The sequence below is a fragment of the Pseudonocardia broussonetiae genome, from assembly GCF_013155125.1.
Taxonomy (GTDB): domain Bacteria; phylum Actinomycetota; class Actinomycetes; order Mycobacteriales; family Pseudonocardiaceae; genus Pseudonocardia; species Pseudonocardia broussonetiae.
In genome coordinates this window covers 6,543,364-6,565,899 of sequence record NZ_CP053564.1, presented here as the reverse complement: position 1 = coordinate 6,565,899, position 22,536 = coordinate 6,543,364, and the positions used below count along the sequence as shown (strand labels likewise).

Below are 22,536 nucleotides of genomic sequence, written 5' to 3'. Positions count from 1 at the left end.
GGGACCTCACCACGTCGGCACCGGGTCGCCGAACAGCTGCAGGACCTCCTCCTTGATGGGGGAGTAGCGCACCGAGCTCTCGCGCGTCCACAGCTGCCGGAACGCCATCGCCGAGCCGAACTTGTCCTTCTCCATCGGCAGGTCGATGACGTCGTGCGGCTCGCGGTAGGTGCACAGCGGGTCCTCCCCGCGCGCGACGGCGTCCATCTGCTCGGCGTAGAGCTTGCGCAGCAGGATCACGCCGAGGTCGGAGCGGCCCAGGTGCTCCTTCGTGCGGTCGGAGATCCGGCCCTGGGTGATCCACGCGACGATGTCCTGCCCGTCGACGTAGTCGCGCAGGTACTCGCCCCGCTCGTCGAACAGCGGCACCTCGTAGGTCGGGATCGTCTCCTGCGCCGGGGCGCCGCCCTCGGGCCGGTAGGTCTGGTACCAGACGTGCCAGGTGTTCTCGTCGTCGATCGGCACCCGGATCTGGAACGTCGCGAGCCCCGCCGCGCCGACGCGCAGCATGTGCGGGAACACCAGCGGGTGCCCCACCTTCCAGTCCTCGTCCTCCTCGGTGTGCCCCTCCAGCACGCGGCGCTTGAGGATGCCGTGCTCGAAGACCTCGAACGCGACCTTCACGTGCTTCTTGCTGACGACGGGCAGCGGCGCGGCCTTGCCGCCGATCTCCCGCAGGAAGTTGCCGTAGCGCCCGTGCAGCCACTCGACGTGGTACGGGTCGACGGAGTTCTCCATGATCTGCACGAAGTTGCAGGGCAGCTCGGCGTGACCGATGTCGCGCCAGGCGTCCTCCCACACGAACAGGTCGTAGCGGGGGAGCTCCGGCGCGGGCAGCGGGCCGAGGTAGGCGAACACGAGCCCGCCCAGCTCCTGCACGGGGTAGGCGGTGGCGCGGATGCGGTCCTTGAACGTGGAGTCGGCGGGCTCGCCGGGCTGCTCCAGGCAGCGGCCGTCGGCGTCGAAGCGCCAGCCGTGGTACCCGCAGCGCAGGCCCTCCTCCTCGGTGCAGCCCAGCCACAGCGCGGCGCGGCGGTGCGGGCACTGCTCGGCGAGCAGGCCCACGGTGCCGCTGCCGTCGCGGTAGAGGACGAGGTCCTCGCCGAGCAGGCGGCGCTTCACCGGGATGCGCGTCGCCATGTCGTGGGTGGCGACCGGCCACCAGTAGCGGCGCAGCAGCTCACCCATGGGAGTGCCCGGCCCGACCCGCGTCAGGCGCTCGTTCTTCTCGGCGCTCAGCATGGGGCGGACGGTAGGAAACGGCGCGACCTGCGGGAAGAGCGCTGTTCGCCGTCGCCGAACGGGCCCGTCAGGGCGGGGGTGTTCGGCAGGGGAGAACGGTCCGCTTGCCGGGGGCCTGTGACCACTGACACGGTCCGACGAACGTCGCACCGGACCTAGGAGTTCGCATGGCCACTGTCGTCCCTGTGGAGCCGTACACCGGCGAGTGGTACCCGGGCTTCAAGCCCGAGCACCTCGAGTCGCCCTACATCATCGACGGGACCGGCCCCTTCACGAAGGAGGACGAGGACAAGTTCTGGTTCCTCGACTTCCACTGGTCCCGGGGGCTGACCCCGCTCGCGGCCTTCGCCTGGGGCCAGGACGGGTACTGCTGGGGCACCCAGCACGCGGCCGAGGCGCTCCCGCTGCCCCCCGGCCGCGGCATCACCTCGCGCTTCGCCGGCACGCACCTCTACGGCTCGGCGATCCCCGAGTCCGACCCCCGCGAGATCGGCGCCCGCGCCAACCGCCTCGGCACGAACCTCCCGCGCTTCCTGCAGAACTACCGTTCGACGTGGGAGCAGGGCCGCGACGAGCTCGAGGCCACCTGGGACCACTTCCACAACCTGGACCTGACGGCGGTGCCGACGGGTGAGCTGCCGACCCTGCTCACCGCGGCGCGGCGCTACCACCAGCGCTCCATGGAGATCCACTTCAACGTGATGTACCCGCTGCTGGTGAACTTCCTGGGCTTCTACGGGGCCTGCGCCGAGATGGGCATCAACACCGCCGACATCGGCAAGTTCCTCCAGGGCGAGGACACCAAGATCATGGAGACCGACCGCGGGCTCGCCGAGCTCGCCCGGAAGGCCAAGGCGGCCGGTCTGCGCCAGGCGTTCGAGGAGAACTCCGGCACCGGCATCCGCACCGCGCTCTCCGCGCAGGGCGGCTCGGCGTCGCAGTGGCTCACCGACTTCGACGACTTCCTGCAGGTCTACGGCCACCGCCAGGAGGCCACCTGCGACGTCGGCGTCCCCAGCTGGATCGAGGACAACACGATCCCGCTCGACATGATCAAGAGCTTCGTCCTCAAGGACGAGGACCACGACTTCGAGGCCGCCGCGCGCAACGCGATGGCCGAGCGCGAGGGCGCGATCGAGACCGCGCGGTCGGGCCTGACGAAGGAGGAGCAGGCCGTGTTCGACGCCGGCCTGCAGTCCAACCTCGAGGCCAACTTCCCGTGGTGGCAGGACGACCACAACTACTACATCGACCTCAAGGTCATGATCCCGCTGCGCCGGGTCTGCCAGGAGCTGGCCGACCGCGTCGGGGCCGACCACAAGGACGACATGCTCTACCTGTTCTGGCCCGAGCTGCAGCAGGTGGCCGGCGGCTCCACCTACGACGGCGGGCTCAAGAGCCTGGTCAAGGACCGTCGCCAGTACTTCGACCACTGGGGCGCGCTGCGCGGCGAGATGCCGAAGGTGCTCGGCACGGTCCCCGAGACCGTCGAGGACCCGGTGCTCATCGAGATCTTCGGCCTCAACCCGACCTCGATCCGCGCGGTGCAGAACCCGAACGCGGCCGAGGAGACGGTGCTGCCCGGCGTCGCCGCGGCGAAGGGCGTCGCCAGGGGCATCGCGCGCGTCCTGCAGAGCAGCGACGACATGCACCGCCTCGAGCCCGGCTCGATCCTGGTGTGCGAGTCGACCTCGCCCAGCTGGACCGCGGCCTTCGGCAAGATCGCCGGTGCGGCGTGCGACGGCGGTGGCATGCTCAGCCACGCCGCGATCGTCGGGCGGGAGTACGGCGTGCCGACCGTGACCGCGATCGGCATCGCGACCGTCGCCATCAAGGACGGCGACGAGATCGAGGTGGACGGCACCAACGGCCGGGTCACCATCCTCAAGCGCGCGGCGGATCTGGCGGGCGCATGACATCGGGGGTTCTGATGGTCGACACCGCATCGGTGGTCTGGGTCGACGAGGTCGACCCGGCGGAGGCGGTGGCACTGGCCGGCTCCAAGATGGGGCGGCTCACCGAGCTGCACCGCGCCGGGGTGGAGGTGCCGCAGGGGTTCGCCGTCACGGTCGGGGCCTACCGGCGCCACTGCGCCGAGTCGGGCCTCGACGGGCGGATCGAGGAGGTCGTCGAGTGGCTGGGCACGGACCCGTCCGACGCCGCCGTCGAGGACGCGTCGGCGCGGATCCGGACGCTGTTCGAGCAGACCCCGATGTCCGACGCCCTGGCCGCCGAGATCACCGAGGCCTACGAGGAGCTGTGCCTGCGCGCCGTCGACGTCAACGTGCCGACGGCGGTGCGCAGCTCGGCCACCGGTGAGGACGCCGCCGACGCGTCCTTCGCCGGGATCTTCGACACCTACCTCGGCGTCTCGGGCCCGCAGCGCGTGATCGACGCGGTGCGGCAGTGCTGGGGCTCGCTGTTCACCGGGCGGGCGCTGGCCTACCGGCTGCGCAAGGGCATCTCCCACCACGCGATGCCGATCGCGGTGGGCGTGATCGAGCTGATCCACGCCCGCGCGTCCGGGGTGGCGTTCTCGGTGCACCCGGTCACCGGCAAGCCCGACCGGATCGTCATCGAGACGAGCTGGGGGTGGGGCGAGGCGATCGTGCAGGGCCTGGTCAACCCCGACCACATCGAGGTCGGGAAGGCCGACGGGCGGCTGCTCAAGTACGACGTCGCGCACAAGACGGTGGTGTCGGCGTTCGACTTCGCCGACGGGCGCGTCACCGAGATCGAGATGCCGGCCAAGCTGGCCGACCGCAAGGTCCTCGACGACGAGCAGATCGCCGCGATCGCCGCGGCCGTCACGTCGATCGAGGAGCACTACGGCTACCCCGTCGACGTGGAGTGGGTCATCTCCCGGCACCGGCGCGCGGGCGACCCGGTCTGCATCGTGCAGTCGCGGCCGGTCACCGTCACCGCCCCGGTGGCGGCCCCGGCCGCCTACGACCCGGTGGCGCTGGCGCAGAAGTTCGTGTTCAGCGGGAAGCCGATCCCGGGGCGGTAGCTCCCCGGTTCGTCACGCGAACGGCACTCTCACCCGAGCTCGTTGGGCGAGAGTGCCGTTCGCGCGTCAGGGCACGTGCCCCAGCCGCCTGCTGATCACCGCCGCCGCCTCCACGACGCCGGTCCGGATGCGGCGCAGCGCCGGGGCGGCGGCGCGGTCGGTCGGGGCGGCCACCGACAGCGCCGCGATCACCGCCCCGTCGGCCCCGCGCACCGGCGCCCCCACCGACACGACGCCCACGCGGCTCTCCTCCCGGTTCTCGGCCCACCCGCGCTCGGCGACCTCGCGCAGCCGCGTCCGCAGCGTCGCCTCGTCGACGATCGTGAACGGGGTGTGGCGGCGCGGCACCCAGTGCGCCAGGCGCAGGTCCAGCTCCTCGGGCTCCAGCGCGGCGAGCAGCGACTTGCCGGTGCTCGTCGTCGTCGCGGGGAGCCGGGTGCCGACGCGGGAGAAGATGCGGACGGTGTGCGGGCTCTCCAGGCGGTCGATGTAGACCGACTCCATGCCGTCGAGCACGGCGAGCTGCACGGTCTCGCCCGTGGTGTGCCGCAGCGTTGCCATGACGGGCATTGCGGCCTCGTGCAGGTCCAGGTGCGAGCCGACACTGGCGCCGAGCTCGAACAGCGCGATCCCGAGGCGGTAGCCGCCGGGCGCCCGCTCGACGAACCGCTCGGCGGCCAGCGTCGCCAGCATCCGGTGCACCGTCGACGTGGCCAGGCCCAGGCGCCGGGACAGCTCCGAGACGCCGAGCTCGCGGTCGGTCCGGGAGAACTCCTTGAGCAGGCGCGCGGCGTTGCGCACCGACCCGAGCTCCCACGACGGCCGGGCGTTTCCCTCCATGCGGGAAGGATCCCTTGTCGGGCCGCCGGGCGCTACCTACCGTCGGCGACAGGCTCCACCGCCGGCTGGCGGGGCTACCACCACGAGGGAGTGCGCATGCTGACCGCCGAGCAGAACGAGCAGCTGACCCAGGTCGAGGCCGGGACGCCGATGGGGGAGGTGCTGCGCCGCTACTGGTACCCGGTGGCGTTCACGCGCGAGCTCGAGGAGTTCCCCGTCAAGCGCGTCGAGCTGCTGGGGGAGTTCTTCGCGCTGTGGAAGAGCCCGTCGGGCCGCTACGGGATCGTGCCCGAGGCGTGCCCGCACCGGAAGGCGTCGCTGGCCTACGGCGTCGTCGAGGCCGACGGCATCCGCTGCCCGTACCACGGCTGGGTCTTCGACGCCGACGGCGCGTGCACCTCGCAGCCCGCCGAGCGCGAGAACACGCAGTTCCAGGACCGGGTGAAGGCGCAGGCCGGCAAGGTCGAGGAGATGGGCGGGCTGATCTGGGCCTACGTCGGCCCGCACTCCGCGGAGCAGCCCGCGCCCCTGCTGCCGCGCTTCGACACGTTCGTCATGGACGGCTTCCGCGACATCGGCTGGGTCGACCTGCCGTGCAACTACGTGCAGATCATGGAGAACGCGGTCGACCCGCACCACGTCGAGTTCCTGCACGGGCGCTACTTCGAGTTCGTCGGCCGCCACGAGGGCTTCACGGCGCCGGCGTCGTTCGGCAAGGAGCACGTGAAGATCGGCTTCACCGCGTTCGAGTGGGGCATCATCAAGCGCCGCGTGCTCAAGGGCGCCACCGAGGAGGACGACGACTGGAAGGTCGGCCACCCGCTGGTGTTCCCCTACAACATGCGCGTGGGCGGCGGCGGCATCCACCAGATGCAGATCCGGGTGCCGGTCAACCGGACCACCACCCGCTTCATGCTCTACACGGTGCACAGCCCCGACGGCTACGAGCACGTCGACCAGCCGCAGGTGCCCGACTACGAGCTGCCGCTGTTCGACGACAAGGGCCGCCACGTCACCAACTACGTCGAGGGCCAGGACATGATGGCCTGGGTGACGCAGGGCCCGATCACCGACCGCACCACCGAGCACCTGGGCCGCAGCGACATCGGCGTGGCGATGCTGCGCAAGATGTTCCGCGAGCAGATGGACGTCGTCGCGCGCGGCGAGGACCCGCTCGGCACGATCCGGGAGGAGCACGACCGCATCGACCTGCCGTGCGAGAAGGACAAGTTCCACGCGGGCGGCGGCGCGCAGTTCGCGCTCGACTTCTGCGACATGGGCTCCACCCGCTTCTCCCCGGTGCTCGACACCATCAAGAAGATCCACATCTCGGCCGCGGACTCGATCGCGGCCGCCAAGGCGGCGGCCGGGGAAGCGGCGCAGGCCGGATGACGACGCCGCTGGACCGGCGGTTCGTCGCCGACGCGGCGGCGCACCGCCGGGACGCCCCCCGCTTCTGCCCGGCCTGCGCGGCCGGGCTGGGGATCGCCACGGAGTTCTGGGAGGCCGACGAGCGGCGCTTCTACTGCTCCTGCACCGCCTGCGGCTGGACCGGGGAGATCACGCCGACCGGCGACGTCGCCTCGGGCCACGAGCCGGACCACTGAGGCTCGTCCGACCGGCGTCCCGGTAGGAACCGGTCCAGCGCGTACAGCCAGGGCAGGGTGAGCACCAGGCTGCCCAGCACGTCACTGAGGTGGTGGGCGCCGCGGTAGAGCCGGGCCGCGGCGACCAGCACGATGATCACCACCGCCGTCGCGAGGACCAGCCAGCGCCACCACTCGCGGGTCGCGCCCAGCACGAGCACCGCGATCCCGCCGTAGAGCGCCACGGCGGCCGCGGTGTGCCCGGACGGGAAGCTCGACGTCGGCGGCAGCTGCGCGTCCAGCGGCTGCACCGGCGGCCGGGTGCGGCCGGTGACGGACGCGACGACCATGAACATCAGGGTCTCGCCCGCCACCGCCGCGACGATCAGCACGGCCGGGCGCAGCCGGCGCATGACGGCCACGCCGAGCACCGCGGCGACGGCGGCCCCGACGACCACCACCAGCGTGTTGCCCATCTCCGCGGCGGGCACGGACAGGGCGTCGATCACCGGGACGCGCAGGGTCGCGACGGTCTGCACCAGGCCGACGTCGGCGGCCGCGACGGGCGTGCCGGCGGCGACCACCGTCAGCAGGTGCCCGATGCCCAGCAGCACCCCGACCAGCAGCACCGCGACGACGAGCAGCCGCGCGGCGACGGCCCACGGGTGCGCGGGCGGGTCGTGGGCCGGCGCGGGGCGCAGGTCGGGCGCGGCCGCGGGGTCGAGCCCGACCCCCGGTGCGGGCACGAGCGCGCTGCGGAACGCGACGGCGGTGACCCCGAGCCACGCCGCCCCGAGCGCCCACCCGGCGACGACGTCGGTCAGGTAGTGCACGCCGAGCCCGATCCGGGTGAGCCCGACGGCCACGACCACCGCGACCCCCACCCCCACGGCGGCCCGGCGGGCCCGGGGCGGGACGGCCGGGAGCAGGACGAGCAGGACGATGCCGACCCAGAACGTGACGGTCACCGTGTGGCCGCTGGGGAAGCTCGACCCGGGCGCCACCGCCACCGGCACGTCGACGACCGGGCGCAGCCGGCCGACCAGCCCCTTGACGGCGGGGGCGAGGGCCGCGCCGCCCGCTCCCGCGACGACGACGTAGAGCGCGAGCGCCCACTGCCGGCGCACGAGCAGGGCGGCGGTCAGCGTGGCGAGCACCAGCGCGGCGGTGAACCCGGTGCCCAGGCTCGTCACCGCCGTCAGGGTGGCCACGAACCAGGGGTGCGGCGCGACGAGGCCGTTGGCGCCGCGGGCCACCGCGTTGTCCAGCCCGACCAGCGGGCCGGACAGGAACCACAGCGCCGCGACCAGCCCCACTCCCGCCGCGACCAGCGCGAGCAGGCCCGCCGCGCTTCCTGCGGCGAAGCGCCCGGCTGCGCGGGCGTCGTCCTCGGTGACGGTCATCGGGGCACTATGGCGGGACCGGGTGACTCGCGCGAAACGTACTGACCCGAACGGCCCAGGGCTCGCACACAGCCTGCGGTGGTCGCACACATGTCCGGCCCTGTGTGCGGGCCCCGCGACCCGTGTGCGAGCCGGCTACTCGCCGCGGGCGTGCGCGCGGAGGCGCTCGGCCCACGACAGGGGTGCCGCCGGCTCGCCGACGTCGGCGAAGCGGGCGCCGTCGCGCTCCACCACCGGGTAGGTGGCGAGGTGGTGCTGGGGGGCGGTCTCGCACGCGCCGGTGTCGAGGTCGAAGCGGTACCAGTGCCACGGGCAGACGACCACGCGCCCGTCGCGCAGCCAGCCCTGGTCGAGCGGGCCCTTGTTGTGCGGGCACACGGCGTCGGTGACGCGGAGCCCGTCGTCGACGCGGAACACCGCGAAGGCGCGCCCGTCACCGGAGCGGACGGTCCACGCGTCGCGGCCGTCCGCCCCGTCGAGCGGGACCAGGCTCACCGCTGCCCGGACGCCCGCAGCGCCGTCAGCGACTCCCCGCCCACGAACCACAGGTCGGGCTCGCACTCGGTGACGACCACGCGCACGTTCCCCGTCGGCGCACCGATGGACTCGTGCACGGCGGCCGTCACGGCCTCGCCGAGGGCGGCGAGCTGCTCGGGGGTGCGGCCCTTGGCGAGGGTGATCTGGACGAGCGGCACGGTGGCCCTCCTTCGTCGGTCGTGAGTGGCAACCGTGGCTCTGGCCACGGTTGCCACTCACGGGTCATGAGCAGCCGAGCTCGAGCGTCCCGAGCCGGTCGATCGTGGCGACCACGACGTCGCCGGGCGCCACCGGCACCGCCGCCGTCAGCCCGCCGGACAGGACGACGTCGCCGGCCGAGAGGCCCTCGCCGTCGGCGGCCATCGTCCGCACCATCCATGCGACGGCCGCGGCCGGGTGCCCGAGCGACGCGGCGCCGGACGCCGTGGCCACCAGCTCACCGTTCTTCTCCAGCACGACGCCGACCAGCCGCAGGTCGATGCCCGCCGCCGGCACCGGCGTGCCGACCACGAACCGGCCGGCGGAGGTGTTGTCGGCGACGACGTCGGCCATCGTGAACTTGTAGTCCCGGTAGCGGGAGTCGAGCACCTCGATGCCCACCGCCACCCCCGACGACGCGGCGATCACGTCGGCCGCGGTGACGTGCGGGCCCGCGAGGTCGCGCCCGAGCACGAACACGATCTCGGGCTCGCAGCGCGGCTGGATGAGCTCGGAGGTCGCCAGCGGCTCGCCGATGTCGAGCGCGTTCGCGCCGGCGAGGAAGCCGAACACCGGGCTCGACACGCCCACCTGGGCCTGCTTCGCGCGGCTGGTGACGCCGAGCTTCCAGCCCACGAGCGGCCCGGCGGCGTCGCGCAGCTCGCGCTGCACGGCGTAGGCGGTGGGGAGGTCGGGGACGTCCAGGGCGTCGATGGCCGTGCGGTCGGCGACCGCCTTCTGCAGTGCAACGGCGTACTCGGTCATGCGCCCACCCTCACCGTGATCGGGCCGAGCCGGTCGAACTCGGCGCGGAAGACGTCGCCCGCGGCCATCGGGACCGCGGCGTGCAGCGCACCGGTCATGATCAGGTGCCCGGGCTCCAGCGCGACGCCGTTCTCCCCGAGCACGTTGGCGAGCCAGGCGACGACGGCCACCGGGTCGCCCAGCGCGGCCGCGCCGGCGCCGGTGTCGATGAGCTCGCCGTTGCGGGTGAGCGTCATGCCGATCAGACGGGAGTCGATCCCGTCGAGCGGGACGATCCGGCTCGAGGTGGCCATCGCGCCGTTGGAGGCGAGGTCGGCGACGGTGTCGGCCAGCTTGATCCGCCAGTCGGCGATCCGGGAGTCGACGATCTCCATCGCGGCGACGGCGCCCGCGATGGCCGCGTGCGCCTCCGTGACCGTGACGCCGGGCCCCTGCAGCCGCGAGCCGAGCACGAACACGATCTCGGCCTCGATCTTCGGGGCGATGAAGCGGTCGAGCGGGATCGTGTCGCCGTCGCGGTAGACGGTGGAGGCGAGGACGGGGCCGTAGTCGGGGGAGTCGACGCCGATCATCTTCTGCATCGGCTTGCTCGTCAGCCCGACCTTGTGGCCGATGATCCGGTCGCCGTCGGCCAGCAGCAGCGCGATCAGCTCGCGCTGCACCGCGTAGCCGTCGGCCATCCCCAGGGTCGGGTCCTCGTCGGTGAAGGGCGCGATGGGCACGCGGGTGCGCCGGGCGTCGTAGAGCGCCCGGGCCTTCGCCGGTGCGTCGGTCACGGGCATGGAGTACTCCCAGTCGTAGGTGCGCTGCAGAGGTGATCGTGTCGGGCCGCGGCGCCCGGGTCACGACCGACGTTCCGCTGGGCGGAACGCCTCACGCCTCCCGCCCCCGCGCCGCCAGCTCCGGGTTCCAGCCCAGGCGCCTGCCGACGGCCTCGCCCGCCTCCACCAGGTCGCGGGCGAACCGGCGGCGCGGGACGGTGCCGAAGCGGGCCGCCGGCGCCCCGATGCTGACGGCCGCTACGACGTCGCCGTGGATGTCGCGGATCGGCGCGGCGATGCTCGCGACCCCGATCTCGCGCTCGTCGACCGCCTCGGCCCAGCCGCGGGCCCGCACCGAGGCGAGCTCGGCGCGGAGCACCGCGGGGTCGACGACGGTGTGGGGGGTGAGCCGGGCCATGGGGCGGGCGAGGAAGGCCTCGCGCTCGGGCTCGGGGAGGTGCGCGAGCAGCACCTTGCCGCTGGAGGTGCAGTGCGCGGGGACCCGGCGCCCGGTCTCGGTGAACAGGCGCAGCGAGTGGGCGCTCTCCAGCCGGTCGACGTAGACGACCTCGTCGCCGTCGAGCACGCCGATCTGCGACGACTCGCCGGTCTGGTCGCGCAGGTGCGCGAGCACGGGACCGGCCGCGGCGTGCAGGTCCATGTGCACCTTGACGGCCTCGCCGAGCTCGAACACCACGATGCCGAGCCGGTAGCCGCCGGTGCGCGGGTCCTGCTCGACGAGGCCCTCGGCGGCCAGCGTCGTGAGCAGGCGGTGGACGCCGGACTTGCCGAGGTCGAGCCGGCGCGCCAGCTCCGACACCCCGATCGACTCCTCGCGCGTGAGGAACGCCTTGAGCAGCCGGGCGGCGTTGCGGACGGTGGACAGCGTCGCGTCGGTCATGCGGGCGGCACCTTCGGCGTCCAGTCGCGGCGCCCGCCGACCGACTCCAGCAGCGCGCGGCGCACGGCGTCGGGATCGGGGGCGGCGACGTCCGCCGCCGCGGCGACGCCGGCGTTGTGCGGCGCGATCGCCTTCGCCAGCAGCGCCTGCGCGCGGGGGAGTCCGGCCGCGGCGGCGCCCACGAGCTCGTCGACGAGGTGCTCGCGGCCGCGGACCCGCGCCCGGATCGCCTCGAAGTCGCGCGCCGCGTTCGAGTGCCCGCTGGCCAGGCCCGACCCGACGTGCCCGGCGTGGTGCGCGGTGAGCCCGGACCCGGGCTGCGCCACCACGTGGTAGACGACGGTCGTGAGCCCCAGCGCGTGCTTGACCTCGGCGTACGCCGGCTCCTCGCGCTCGTCGACCAGCCCGAGCGCGGGCGTGACGACCGGGTCGTAGAACCGCAGCGTCCACTCCAGGCCGGGCAGCTCGCCGGGCAGCGCCACCTCCTGGCCGCGCAGCGGGCCGAGCCCCTCGCGGGTGGCGAGCAGGTGGAGGTTGCGCGCCCCGACGGCGGCGACCGTCAGCGGGGCGCCCCCGGCCAGCAGCGGCATCCGCCCGCGCACGGCGGGCGGGAACGTGTCGGCCTGGGCGAGGTAGGCGCGGTGCAGCGCGGTGACGTAGCCGGCCACGGCGGTGCGCATGTCGAGCGGATCGGCCATGGCCCCGCCCCCGTTCTGATATCCGGAACGCCTTGTCTTCCTTCCGGAACGCTAAGCGGGTTAGCGTCGCCCCGTCAAGCAGGCCGCCAACCCCGGGAGCCGCAGCCGTGGGGATCCTCCGCCTCGCCCACATCGACGTCCGCACACCGGACCTCGATCTCGCCACCGCCTACTACACCGAGGTCATGGGCCTCCAGCAGGTCCAGCGCACGAACGACGCCGAGCTGGGCGACACCGTGTACTTCAAGTGCTGGGACGAGGAGGACCACCACTCGCTGCGCATGCGCTACAACCCGCGCACCGGGATGGACTCCTTCACCTTCCGCGTCGAGCACGAGGACGACCTGCACGTCTACGAGAAGAAGCTCGCCGACTACGGCGCCCAGGTCTCGCGCGTCTCGAAGGGCGAGGCGGTCGGGCAGGGCGAGTCGATCCGGTTCGAGGTGCCCTCGGGGCAGATCATGGAGCTGGTCTGGGACGTCGAGAAGACCGGCAACATCCTCGGCAAGTCCAACCCGTCGCCGGTGCCGCCGCCGGACCTGCCGGGCATCGCCCCGCCGCGGATGGACCACATGCTCGTCAACGCCGAGGAGGTGGGCGAGGCCGCGCGGTTCTTCCAGGACGTGCTGGGCCTGCGCCTCACCGAGCAGGTCCTCGACGGCAACGGCCACCAGCTCGGCGTCTGGCTCGCCGGCCGCACGAACTCCCCGCACGACATCGCGATCGTCAACGGTCCGAACGGCGCGCTGCACCACTGGGCGTACTGGCTCGACGACTGGGACCACATCCGCAAGGCCGCCGACACGCTCGCCTACAACGGCGTGCAGATCGACCAGGGCCCCACGCGCCACGGCGTCACGCGCGGCAACACCATCTACTTCTTCGACCCGCTGGGCATCCGCAACGAGGTGTTCACCGGCGGCTACTGGGTCGACCCCGACCAGGAGATCATCACCTGGACCGAGCAGGAGTTCGGCAAGGGGCTGTTCTACTACGAGAACATCGTCAGCCAGCGATTCCTGAGGATGCACACATGAGTGATCGGATCCTTCGCCTCCAGCACGTCGAGATCCGGGTCCCCGATCTCGAGCTGTGCACCGCCTACTACACCGAGGTCCTCGGCCTCATCGAGACCGCGCGCGACGTCAAGGACGGCGTCGACCGCGTGTTCCTCAAGTGCTGGGACGAGCACGAGCACCACTCGGTGGTCCTGCGCCAGGCCCCGACCTACGGGCTCGACCACATGGCGTTCAAGGTCGCCGAGCAGGGCGACCTCGACTACTTCACCGACAGGCTGCAGGCCGTGAGCGTGCCGGTGAAGCGCTACGCCGCCCGCGAGCTGGGCCCGGGCTGGGGCGAGGCGATCCGCTTCGAGTCGCCGTCGGGGCACCTCGTCGAGCTGGTGCACGGCATGGAGCGCCTGGGCAACATGCTGCCGATGACGAACCCGCCGCCCAAGCCGCAGGACCTCGTCGGCATCGCGCCGCCGCGGCTGGACCACGTGTTCGTGATGGCCGAGGACGTCGAGGCGTTCTCCGCGTTCTTCACCGACGTGCTGGAGTTCCGGCTCACCGAGCAGATCGTCGCCAACGACGGCCACCAGCTCGCCGCGTTCCTCGAGCGCAGCCACACCCCGCACGACATCGCCGTCATCACCGGCCCGAACGGCGCGCTGCACCACTTCGCGTTCTGGATGGACGACTGGAACGGCATCCGTGACGCCGCCGACACGCTGGCCTACCACGGCGTCACGATCGACGTGGCCCCCACGCGCCACGGCGTCACCCGCGGCTACACCACCTACTTCTTCGACCCCGTGGGCAACCGCAACGAGCTGTTCACCGGCGGCTACTGGGTCGACCCCGACTTCGAGCCGATCACGTGGACGGAGGAGGAGATGGGGCGCGCCATCTTCTACTACCACCGCCAGGTCAACGAGCGCTTCTTCACGGTGCACTCGTGAGCGCCCCCCACGACCCGCGCAAGCTCGACCGGTACGAGGCGCCCAACTACCTCGCGAAGTACCGGGAGCGCCAGGGCGCCGCTCCGGCCACGAACGGCAGCAACGGCCGCGGCGGCAACAGCAGCGGCACCGCCGTCAAGGCGGGGGCCGGCACCGCGACCGTCGACGACACCCCGCTCTACCTGCGCCGCTTCCGCGAGCGCGGGGCGAGCACGGCGCCCGCGGCGACCGTCGAGTTCGACGGCGCGACCTTCACCCCCGCGCTGGCCGAGGCCACCCGCGGCAAGGAGGTGGCGGCGCCGGTCGAGCGGCGGGCGAGCGAGAAGTTCGTCTGCGAGATCTCGATCATCCGCCACGGCATCACGCAGGGGTACTCCACCGACGCCGGCCTGACGCCGATGGGCGGCTGGCAGGCCCACCGCCGCGGCCACGAGCTGGCCCGGCGCTGGGACGCCGGCGACACCGTCCGCCTGGTCCACGCCGACACCAACCGCGCCCGCCAGACCGCCGTGCAGCTCTACAACGGCGCACAGGACGGCATGGCGATGTGGGGCAAGGACATCACGCTCACCGAGCCGGTGCCGATCCCCGAGCTGCGCAACTTCGGGGTCTGGACCCCCGACGGCCTGCGCGACGTCACGTCGGCGTTCCGGCAGTACCAGTCGACGATGGAGAAGCTGGAGCGGATGGCCGTCGGCGACCGCCCGCGCTGGCTCGTCGAGATCGACCGGTTCTACCGGGTGCAGCTGGGCGGGGGAGACCCGATCCAGACCTGGCTGACGATCCCGCTGATGTACTTCGAGCCGCCCGCGCTGTGCGTGCGCCGGTTCTGGCGGGGCTTCCACCGGCTGATCGCCGAGAACCCCGGTGACCAGCGCATCCTCGCGGCCACCCACTCCGGTCCGATGCGCGCGTTCGCCACCTGGGCGCACGGCTACGACCCCGGCGAACCGCTCAACACCGAGGAGATCCGGGTCAAGCTGCGCGAGGGCGGCCAGACGGCCTTCGTGTCCTACCGCAACCGCGTCACCGAGGTGAACGTGCCGCCGCCGGACGAGTTCCCGGCCTGGGAATCATGACCCCGCGGGAGAGCTGATGACGATCACGGATCTCGATGAGGCGATCCTGGACCCGGCGTCGCTGGCCCCGGACGTGCCGCTGCTGGTGCCCGACGCGACGGCGGAGCCCGAGCCCGACGGCACGGGCGACGGGCCGCTCCGGTCGGTCTCCATCGCGATGGCGGTGCTCGGCTGCTTCGAGCGGGAGCCCGAGCTCGGGGCCACCCGCGTCGCGGCGGAGCTGGGCGTCGCGAAGAGCACGGCCTGCCGGATGCTGGCCGCGCTGGCGGCCTCGGGGATGCTGGAGCGCTCGCGCAGCGGCCGCTACCGGCTGGGCCTGCGGCTGTTCGAGATCGGCCAGCTCGCCGTCGACCGCCTCATGCTGCGCGAGCTGTCGCTCCCGGTGCTCGGCGAGCTGCGCGAGGTGCTGCGGGAGACCGCGCAGCTCGCGGTGCCCGTCGGCGCCGACGTGCTCTACGTCGACCGCCTGGAGGGCAACGGCGCCGGCACGATGTTCCACACCGAGCTCTACCGGCGCGGCCCGGGCCACTCCTCGAGCGCGGCGAAGGTCATCGCGGCCTACAACCCGTCGATGGCGCGGGCGATCCTCGACCGCGGGTTCGTGCGGCGCACGCCGTTCACGATCGTCGACCCGCAGCGCTACGCGCAGGTGCTGCGCCAGGTCCACGTCGACGGCTACGCGGCCTCCCGCGAGGAGCACACGATGGGGATGTCGTCGGTGGCCGCGCCGATCCTGGTGCGCCGCGGCGAGCGCACGGTGGCCGTCGCCGCGATCTCGGTGGTCGGCGGGACCTCCCGCGTGCTGGGCGCGCGGAAGGTCGCGGTCGTGCAGAGTGTCCGCAGGGCGGCGAAGTCGGTGTCGGCCGCCCTGGAGCGGTCCCAGGAGTAGAAGAGGTTCGCGATGACCCTGCAGGATTCCCGGCCGGTCGACTTCGAGCTCGCCTCGCGCTACCGCGCGGGTGCCGGGCCCGTGCTGCTCACCGGGGTGCAGGCGATCGCGCGGCTGCTCGTGGAGCAGCACGCCGCCGACGCCGCGGCCGGGCTGCGCACGGCGTCGTTCGTGTCCGGGTACCAGGGCAGCCCGCTCGGCGGCCTCGACCAGACCCTCGCCAAGGCCTCCGAGCTGCAGGAGAACGCCGGGCTGCGCCTGGTGCCCGGCGTCAACGAGGAGCTGGCGGCGACCGCGGTCTGGGGCAGCCAGGTCGAGGTGCCCGGCCACGCCCGGACCGTCGACGGGGCCGTGGGCGTCTGGTACGGCAAGGCCCCCGGCGTCGACCGGGCGGGCGACCCGCTGCGCCACGGCAACATGTGCGGTGCCCACCCGCAGGGCGGCGTGCTGGTGCTCGCCGGCGACGACCCGAGCTGCAAGTCCTCCACCATCCCCTGCATCAGCGAGCGCACCCTCGCGGGCTTCGGCCTGCCGGTGCTCTACCCGGGCACCGCCGAGGAGGTCGTGCGGCTGGGCCGCTACGGCGTCGCGCTGTCGCGGGCGTCGGGCATGTGGGTGGGCATGAAGATCACCGCCGACGTCGCCGACGGCCTGTTCACCGTCGACGGCACGTGCGGCGACATCGACATCACCGTCCCGGAGATCGAGTGGGAGGGACGGCCGTGGGAGTACCGGCAGGTCCCGATGCTCGCCCCGCCCGCCTCGCTGGAGGCCGAGGCGCAGATGTACGGGCCGCGCTGGGCGATGCTGCGCGCGTTCCTGGCGGCGAACCCGATCAACGTCGTCGAGGTGGCGGCGCCGCAGGCACGCATCGGTGTCGTCGCGGGCGGCAAGGCGTTCACCGACGTCCGGCAGGCGCTCGCCGACCTCGGCCTCGACGACGACGGCTGCCGCCGTGCGGGCGTCTCGCTGCTGCGCCTGGGCATGGTCCACCCGCTGGAGCGGGGCCTGCTGCGCGACTTCGCGCGCGGCCTGGACACCGTGCTCGTGGTGGAGGAGAAGAGCTCGTTCGTCGAGGCCGCGGTCCGCGACGTCCTCTACGGCCTGTCCGACGCGCCCGCCGTGCTCGGCTCGACCGACGCCGAGGGCGCGCCGCTGGTGCCCGAGGCGGGGGAGCTGACGGCCGGTGCGCTGGTCGGGCCGCTGCGCCGGGTGCTGGCCGGGCGCGTCGAGCTCGCGCCCGAGCGGCGCGAGCCCCCGATGCTGGAGCTGCTGCCCGTCGCGCGCACCCCGTACTTCTGCTCGGGCTGCCCGCACAACCGCTCCACGGTGGTGCCCGAGGGCGCCGTCGCGGGCGGCGGCATCGGCTGCCACGCGATGGTGGCGCTCACCCACCGGCCCTCCAGCGAGGTCACCTCGATCACGCAGATGGGCGGCGAGGGCGCGCAGTGGATCGGCCAGGCGCCGTTCACCGAGGCCGGGCACATGTACCAGAACATGGGCGACGGCACGTTCGCGCACTCCGGGCAGCTCGCGGTCCAGGCGTGCGTGGCGGCCGGGGTGTCGATCACCTACAAGCTGCTCTACAACCGCGCCGTCGCGATGACCGGCGGGCAGGACGCCGAGGGCGGGCTGGAGGTCCCCGCGATGGCCGCGAAGCTGCTCGCCGAGGGCGTCTCGAAGATCATCGTCTGCGCCGACGAGCCGCAGCGCTACCGCGACCTGGCCCCGCTGCCCGCGGGCGTCGACCTGTGGCACCGCGACCGCGTCGACGAGGCCCAGCGCGCGCTCGCCGACGTCACCGGGGTGAGCGTGCTGGTCTACGACCAGCGCTGCGCCGCGGAGTCCCGGCGGCTGCGCAAGCGCGGCGAGCTGGCGGTCCGGCCGACGCGCGTCGTCATCAACGAGGCGGTGTGCGAGGGCTGCGGCGACTGCGGCGTGAAGAGCAACTGCCTGTCCGTGCAGCCCGTCGACACCGAGTTCGGGCGCAAGACCCGCATCGACCAGACCTCCTGCAACACCGACTACTCCTGCCTCGACGGCGACTGTCCCTCGTTCGTCACGGTCGAGCTGCCCGCCGGCAGCGCCGCCGCGCGTCCCGAGCGGCGGGAGCCCCCGGCCGCGCCGGACGTCACGGTCCCCGACCACGGCGACGTGTTCCTCGCGGGCATCGGCGGCACCGGCATCGTCACGGTCAACCAGGTGCTGGCCTCGGCCGCGGTCCGCGACGGGCGCGCCGTGCACGGCGTCGACCAGACGGGGCTGTCGCAGAAGGCCGGCCCGGTCACCTCGCACCTGCGCATCGCCGCCGACGCCGCCGCGCTGGGCCCGGCCAACCGCGTCGGCACGGGCACCGCGGCCTGCTACCTCGCCTTCGACGCCCTCGTCGGCGCCGACGCCCGCTACCTCGCCTACGCCTCGCCCGACCGCACGCTCGCGGTCGTCTCCACCAGCCCGGTGCCCACCGGCGCGATGGTGCGCGACGCCTCGGTCGCCGCGCCCGACATCGCCGCGCTGGTGGAGCGGATCTCGGGCACCGCCCGCGCCGTCGTGCCGTTCGACGCGCAGGCGGCCGCCAACGCGCTGTTCGGCGACGCCATGCCGGCCAACCTGCTCGTCGTCGGCGCGGCGTACCAGTCCGGCGCGCTGCCGGTCACGGCTGCGGCGATCGAGTGGGCGATCGAGCTCAACGGGGTCGCCGTCGCGGTCAACACGGCCGCGTTCCGCTGGGGCCGGGCCGCCGTCGCCGACCCGGTGGCCTTCGCCGCCGCCACCGGCACCACCGCGGTTCCCGCGCCCGCCACCTGGGACGACCTGGGCGAGCTCGAGGGGGAGACCCGCCGCCTCACCGGCATCCGGGCCGCCCAGCTCGTCGCCTACCAGGGGGAGCGCACCGCCCGGGCCTACGTCCGCGAGGTGCAGGCGGCGTGGCGGGCGGAGCGGGCACTGGGCGCGTCCGACACCAGCTTCAGCGAGGCGGTCTCGCGCGGGCTGCACAAGCTCACCGCCTACAAGGACGAGTACGAGGTGGCGCGGCTGCTCACCGACCCGGCCTTCGACGCGGTGCTCGCGGCCGAGGTGCCCGGGGCGACGGAGCGGCGCTACCGGCTGCACCCGCCGGTCCTCAAGGCGCTGGGACGGGACAAGAAGATCGCCTTCGGGCCGTGGATGCGCCCGGTGCTGAGCACGCTGGCCCGCGGGAAGGCGCTGCGCGGCACCCCGCTCGACCCCTTCGGCCGCACGGAGGTCCGGCGCCTGGAGCGCGCGCTGCGCGACGAGTACCGGGCCATGGTCCGCGGTCTCGCCGCCGGTCTCACCGCGGAGAACCACGCCACGGCGGTGGCCGCCGCGCAGGCCGCCGACCTGGTGCGCGGCTACGAGGACGTGAAGCTGGCGAACGTCGAGCGGTACCGCGCCAGGATTTCCGAACTCGGCCTGTAACCCCGGGGCGCCCGCGCGACTCCTTCCTGACAGCGGCGGCCGAAGGGGCCGCGCGGACCAGGGAGAGCACGCACCATGAGCGACGTCACCGCCTTCGACACCGACTTCGACGGCATCGTGGACAGCTACTCGATCGACGCGGACCACGACGGCTACGTCGAGGCCTACGCCTACGACACCGACCAGAACGGCTACGTGGACGTCTACACCGAGGACACCGACGGCGACGGCTGGCTCGACACCACCGTCTACGACTACAACGAGGACGGCGTGGCCGACGACATCGTCGTCGGCTGACGTCCCGGCACCTCCGCGGCGGCGGGCCCCATCCGGGGTCCGCCGCCGTCGTCGTGCGCGTGGTCACGGCGCCGGCCCTTGACGTCCGGGCCCGTGCGCGTCCCGATCCCGGCACCGCTCCCGCCCGGCGCCCCCTCCCGCGACGGGCGGCAGGGCGCTCTGGTCCGTTCGGCCCACAGGTCCGTCCCCCGCTCCGCGCCGGTCCCGGTCGGCGCCGGGGCACGGGCGGGGGACGGGTCGCGTCCCTGCGGTGAACGGACGACTGCTGACGCGGCGTGTCGCCCCGGACACGCCGTTCCTGCCGTTCGGCGCCCGCCACGGCCCGACGGCCTCAGCCGGGCTCCGGACAGGTTCCGGCGCGGACGGGTTCGGTTAGCGTCGCTCCCGGATCGATAACGGCCCGGTCACAGAACCGGACGACGGACCGCCCTCCCCAGCGGCCCGCCCGCCCCCCGACGGGAACGTCCCCGGGCCGCGTGATCCGGAAGGAAAAGGTTGTGTCACGGCACCGCTCCCCCCAGGGCCGGCGCACACGCCTCGCGCTCCCGCTGTCGGCGTCCCCGGCGGCAGCGGGAGCCGGCGTGGCCCGGTCGGCGTCCCGGTCGTTCGCGTCCCCGTCGTCCGCTTCACGGTCGTTCGCGTCCTCGGCGCTCTCGTCCGTCGGCTCCGCCACCCCGACCCGCCTCGTCGCGGTCGCCGTCGCGGGCAGCGCGCTCGCCGCGGCCGGTCAGCTCGCGCTCTCCCAGGCCCTGCCGGCCGCCGCGGAGGGTGCCAACGTCCTGCGCCTGGGCCTCGACGAGCTCCTGACGCCCGGCGTGCCGGTCGCGCAGGCCGTCGCCGCCCCGCTCGTCGCCGAGCCGCTGGCCGCGGTCGCCCCCGTCGCGCCCGAGCCGCAGGTGGTCGGCGCGGCCGACCTGGTCAAGGCCGCCGAGGTGCAGCGCGTCGCCGCCGAGCAGGCCGCCCGCGCCGCGGAGGAGGCCCGCCTCGCGGAGGAGGCGCGCGTCGCCGCCGAGGCCGTCGCCGCGCAGTCGGCCGCCCAGTCGGTCGTGGCGTCGGCCGCGGGCGGGGTGCAGATGCTGGTCGGCCGGATCACCTCCGGCTTCGGCGCCCGCTGGGGCAGCTCCCACCAGGGCCTCGACATCGCCGCCCCGATCGGCACCCCGATCCACGTCCCGCTCGCCGGCACCGTGATCAGCTCCGGCCCGGCCAGCGGCTTCGGCCAGTGGGTCCGCGTCGAGCACGCCGACGGCACGGTCACCGTCTACGGCCACATCAGCCGCTCGCACGTCCGCGTCGGGCAGAGCGTGGCGGCGGGCGACGTCATCGCCGACGTGGGCAACGAGGGCCAGTCCACCGGGCCGCACCTGCACTTCGAGGTCGTCACGCCGGGCGGCACCAAGGTCAACCCGCGCCCGTGGCTCGACGAGCACGGCATCGGCCTCACCTGAGTCAGCCGCCGAACGCCTCCAGCGCGCGGATCTTGTTGGTGACGTCGAGCGCCGCGACCTTGTAGGCCTCCGACAGCGTCGGGTAGTTGAGGACGGTGTCGACGAGGTAGTCGACGGTGCCGCCGCAGCCCATGATCGCCTGGCCGATGTGCACCAGGTCGGTGGCGTTGGTCCCGAAGACGTGCACGCCCAGGAGCTTCCCGTCCTCGGTGGAGACGAGCAGCTTGAGCATCCCGTAGGAGTCGCCGACGATGGCGCCGCGGGCGAGCTCGCGGTAGCGCGACATCCCCACCTCGTAGGGCACCGACGACGACGTCAGCTCGGCCTCGGTCTTCCCGCAGTAGGAGATCTCGGGCACCGTGTAGATGCCGATGGGCTGCAGCTCCTGCAGCTCGCGGGCCGGCTCGCCGAACGCGTGGTACGCCGCGAGGCGGCCCTGGTCCATGCTCGTGGCGGCCAGCGCGGGGAAGCCGATGACGTCGCCGACGGCGAAGATGTGCGGCACCGAGGTGCGGTACTGCCCGTCGACGCTGATCCGCCCGCGCTTGTCGGCCTCCAGGCCGGCGGCGGGGAGGTCGAGCTCGTCGGTGACGCCCTGGCGGCCCGCGGAGTACATCACCATGTCGGCGGCGATCCGCTTGCCGCTGGCCAAGCTCGTGACCGTGCCCTTCGCGGTGATCTCCACCTTCTCGACCTCCTCGCCGAAGCGGAAGGTGACGGCCTGGTCGCGCAGGTGGAACTTGAGCGACTCGACGACCTCGGGGTCGCAGAACTCCAGCATCTGCGGGCGCTTCTCGACGACCGTGACGCGGGTGCCGAGCGCGGCGAACATCGAGGCGTACTCGATGCCGATGACGCCGGCGCCGACGACCACCATCGACCCGGGGACGCGCTTCATGTTCAGCACGCCGTCGGAGTCCATGACGTGGTCGTCGTCGAACTCGACCTCCGGGGGCCGCGCCGGCCGCGTGCCGGTGGCGATCACGATGTTCTCGGCGGTGACCGTGTTGTGGTCGCCGCGGGCCTCGCCCTCGACGGTGACGGTGTGCGCGTCGACGAACCGGGCGGTGCCGCCGAGCAGGTCGATGTGGTTGCGCAGCAGTTGGTTGCGGATCACCTCGACCTCGCGCCCGACGACGTGCGCGGTGCGCGCGAGCAGGTCGGCGATCGTGATCTCGGACTTCACGCGGTAGCTCGCGCCGTACATGTCGCGCTGCGCGAACCCGGTCAGGTACAGGACGGCCTCGCGCAGCGTCTTGGACGGGATGGTGCCCGTGTTGACGCAGACACCGCCCATCATGTGCCGCCGCTCGGCGACGCACACCCGCTTGCCCAGCTTGGCGGCGGCGATCGCGGCCTTCTGACCACCCGGGCCGGAGCCGATCACCATCAGGTCGTAGTCGTACACGGGGGTCTCCTCGGTCACGCGCCCAGCGTCACGGGCGGGGGCCCTGCGGGCAAACCGGGGGAGGTTAACA

21 protein-coding genes are annotated in these 22,536 nt (G+C 73.3%); 11 read left to right on the top strand and 10 right to left on the bottom strand.

Annotated elements, in window-relative coordinates; translation table 11 throughout:
• Positions 1-6: 6 nt before the first annotated feature.
• Complete coding sequence (locus tag HOP40_RS31780) at positions 7-1,242, bottom strand: Rieske 2Fe-2S domain-containing protein (protein ID WP_172166463.1); 1,236 nt, start codon at positions 1,240-1,242, stop codon at positions 7-9.
• 167 nt (positions 1,243-1,409) lie between these two features.
• Here HOP40_RS31780 and HOP40_RS31775 point away from each other — a divergent pair, with 167 nt between their 5' ends.
• Together HOP40_RS31775 and HOP40_RS31770 are read left to right on the top strand one after the other, a co-directional pair.
• Positions 1,410-3,158, top strand: a complete 1,749-nt coding sequence (locus HOP40_RS31775; protein ID WP_172166442.1) for a PEP-utilizing enzyme — start codon at positions 1,410-1,412, stop codon at positions 3,156-3,158.
• 14 nt (positions 3,159-3,172) lie between these two features.
• On the top strand, positions 3,173-4,252 hold the full coding sequence (locus HOP40_RS31770; protein WP_225920673.1) for a PEP/pyruvate-binding domain-containing protein: 1,080 nt from the start codon (positions 3,173-3,175) through the stop codon (positions 4,250-4,252).
• A gap of 66 nt (positions 4,253-4,318) precedes the next feature.
• Here the strand turns inward: HOP40_RS31770 and HOP40_RS31765 are convergent, their stop codons facing one another.
• Positions 4,319-5,092, bottom strand: coding sequence for an IclR family transcriptional regulator (locus tag HOP40_RS31765; protein WP_172166436.1), 774 nt, complete (start codon positions 5,090-5,092; stop codon positions 4,319-4,321).
• Positions 5,093-5,188: 96 nt separating this feature from the next.
• Between HOP40_RS31765 and HOP40_RS31760 the strand changes: the two genes are divergently transcribed.
• Positions 5,189-6,484 (top strand): Rieske 2Fe-2S domain-containing protein, encoded by a 1,296-nt coding sequence (locus tag HOP40_RS31760; protein WP_172166433.1) that lies wholly within the window; start codon positions 5,189-5,191, stop codon positions 6,482-6,484.
• Entirely contained in the window at positions 6,481-6,699 is a 219-nt protein-coding gene (locus tag HOP40_RS31755) for a hypothetical protein (protein ID WP_172166415.1), read from the top strand. Before HOP40_RS31760 ends, HOP40_RS31755 begins: the two co-directional genes overlap by 4 nt.
• Here HOP40_RS31755 and HOP40_RS31750 read toward each other — a convergent pair.
• The 7 genes from HOP40_RS31750 to HOP40_RS31720 form a co-directional block, all read right to left on the bottom strand.
• A complete protein-coding gene (locus HOP40_RS31750) occupies positions 6,615-8,081 on the bottom strand; it encodes a phosphatase PAP2 family protein (RefSeq protein ID WP_172166412.1) in 1,467 nt (488 codons plus the stop codon). The genes HOP40_RS31755 and HOP40_RS31750 overlap by 85 nt on opposite strands.
• A 135-nt stretch (positions 8,082-8,216) precedes the next feature.
• Positions 8,217-8,576, bottom strand: a complete 360-nt coding sequence (locus HOP40_RS31745; protein WP_172166409.1) for a Rieske (2Fe-2S) protein — start codon at positions 8,574-8,576, stop codon at positions 8,217-8,219.
• Positions 8,573-8,824: a 2-hydroxymuconate tautomerase gene (locus HOP40_RS31740; RefSeq protein ID WP_172166406.1), complete on the bottom strand. Its 252-nt coding sequence runs from the start codon at positions 8,822-8,824 to the stop codon at positions 8,573-8,575. The genes HOP40_RS31745 and HOP40_RS31740 overlap by 4 nt, the downstream gene beginning before the upstream one ends.
• A 16-nt stretch (positions 8,825-8,840) precedes the next feature.
• Positions 8,841-9,581, bottom strand: a complete 741-nt coding sequence (locus HOP40_RS31735; protein ID WP_172166403.1) for a 2-keto-4-pentenoate hydratase — start codon at positions 9,579-9,581, stop codon at positions 8,841-8,843.
• Positions 9,578-10,363, bottom strand: coding sequence for a 2-keto-4-pentenoate hydratase (locus tag HOP40_RS31730; RefSeq protein ID WP_172166386.1), 786 nt, complete (start codon positions 10,361-10,363; stop codon positions 9,578-9,580). Before HOP40_RS31730 ends, HOP40_RS31735 begins: the two co-directional genes overlap by 4 nt.
• 91 nt (positions 10,364-10,454) lie before the next feature.
• On the bottom strand, positions 10,455-11,243 hold the full coding sequence (locus HOP40_RS31725; protein WP_172166369.1) for an IclR family transcriptional regulator: 789 nt from the start codon (positions 11,241-11,243) through the stop codon (positions 10,455-10,457).
• A complete protein-coding gene (locus tag HOP40_RS31720) occupies positions 11,240-11,941 on the bottom strand; it encodes a hypothetical protein (RefSeq protein WP_172166366.1) in 702 nt (233 codons plus the stop codon). Before HOP40_RS31720 ends, HOP40_RS31725 begins: the two co-directional genes overlap by 4 nt.
• A gap of 107 nt (positions 11,942-12,048) precedes the next feature.
• Here HOP40_RS31720 and HOP40_RS31715 point away from each other — a divergent pair, with 107 nt between their 5' ends.
• The 7 genes from HOP40_RS31715 to HOP40_RS31685 all read left to right on the top strand — a co-directional run bounded on the left by HOP40_RS31715 (position 12,049) and on the right by HOP40_RS31685 (position 21,058).
• Entirely contained in the window at positions 12,049-12,978 is a 930-nt protein-coding gene (locus HOP40_RS31715; protein ID WP_172166363.1) for a catechol 2,3-dioxygenase, read from the top strand.
• Positions 12,975-13,904: a catechol 2,3-dioxygenase gene (locus tag HOP40_RS31710; RefSeq protein ID WP_172166360.1), complete on the top strand. Its 930-nt coding sequence runs from the start codon at positions 12,975-12,977 to the stop codon at positions 13,902-13,904. The genes HOP40_RS31715 and HOP40_RS31710 overlap by 4 nt, the downstream gene beginning before the upstream one ends.
• Positions 13,901-14,983, top strand: coding sequence for a histidine phosphatase family protein (locus tag HOP40_RS31705; RefSeq protein ID WP_172166357.1), 1,083 nt, complete (start codon positions 13,901-13,903; stop codon positions 14,981-14,983). Before HOP40_RS31710 ends, HOP40_RS31705 begins: the two co-directional genes overlap by 4 nt.
• Before the next feature lie 16 nt (positions 14,984-14,999).
• Positions 15,000-15,872: an IclR family transcriptional regulator gene (locus HOP40_RS31700; protein ID WP_172166354.1), complete on the top strand. Its 873-nt coding sequence runs from the start codon at positions 15,000-15,002 to the stop codon at positions 15,870-15,872.
• Positions 15,873-15,884: 12 nt separating this feature from the next.
• Positions 15,885-19,313 (top strand): indolepyruvate ferredoxin oxidoreductase family protein, encoded by a 3,429-nt coding sequence (locus HOP40_RS31695; RefSeq protein ID WP_172166351.1) that lies wholly within the window; start codon positions 15,885-15,887, stop codon positions 19,311-19,313.
• Positions 19,314-19,388: 75 nt separating this feature from the next.
• The gene (locus tag HOP40_RS31690) at positions 19,389-19,610 is read left to right on the top strand and encodes a hypothetical protein (RefSeq protein ID WP_172166348.1); all 222 of its coding nucleotides are present in this window, start codon (positions 19,389-19,391) and stop codon (positions 19,608-19,610) included.
• Positions 19,611-20,191: 581 nt separating this feature from the next.
• Positions 20,192-21,058 carry a M23 family metallopeptidase gene (locus HOP40_RS31685; protein ID WP_240157388.1) on the top strand — a complete coding sequence of 289 codons (867 nt, stop codon included), beginning with the start codon at positions 20,192-20,194 and terminating at the stop codon, positions 21,056-21,058.
• Position 21,059: 1 nt separating this feature from the next.
• Here the strand turns inward: HOP40_RS31685 and sthA are convergent, their stop codons facing one another.
• Complete coding sequence (gene sthA, locus HOP40_RS31680) at positions 21,060-22,484, bottom strand: Si-specific NAD(P)(+) transhydrogenase (RefSeq protein WP_275691320.1); 1,425 nt, start codon at positions 22,482-22,484, stop codon at positions 21,060-21,062.
• Positions 22,485-22,536 lie beyond the last annotated feature (52 nt).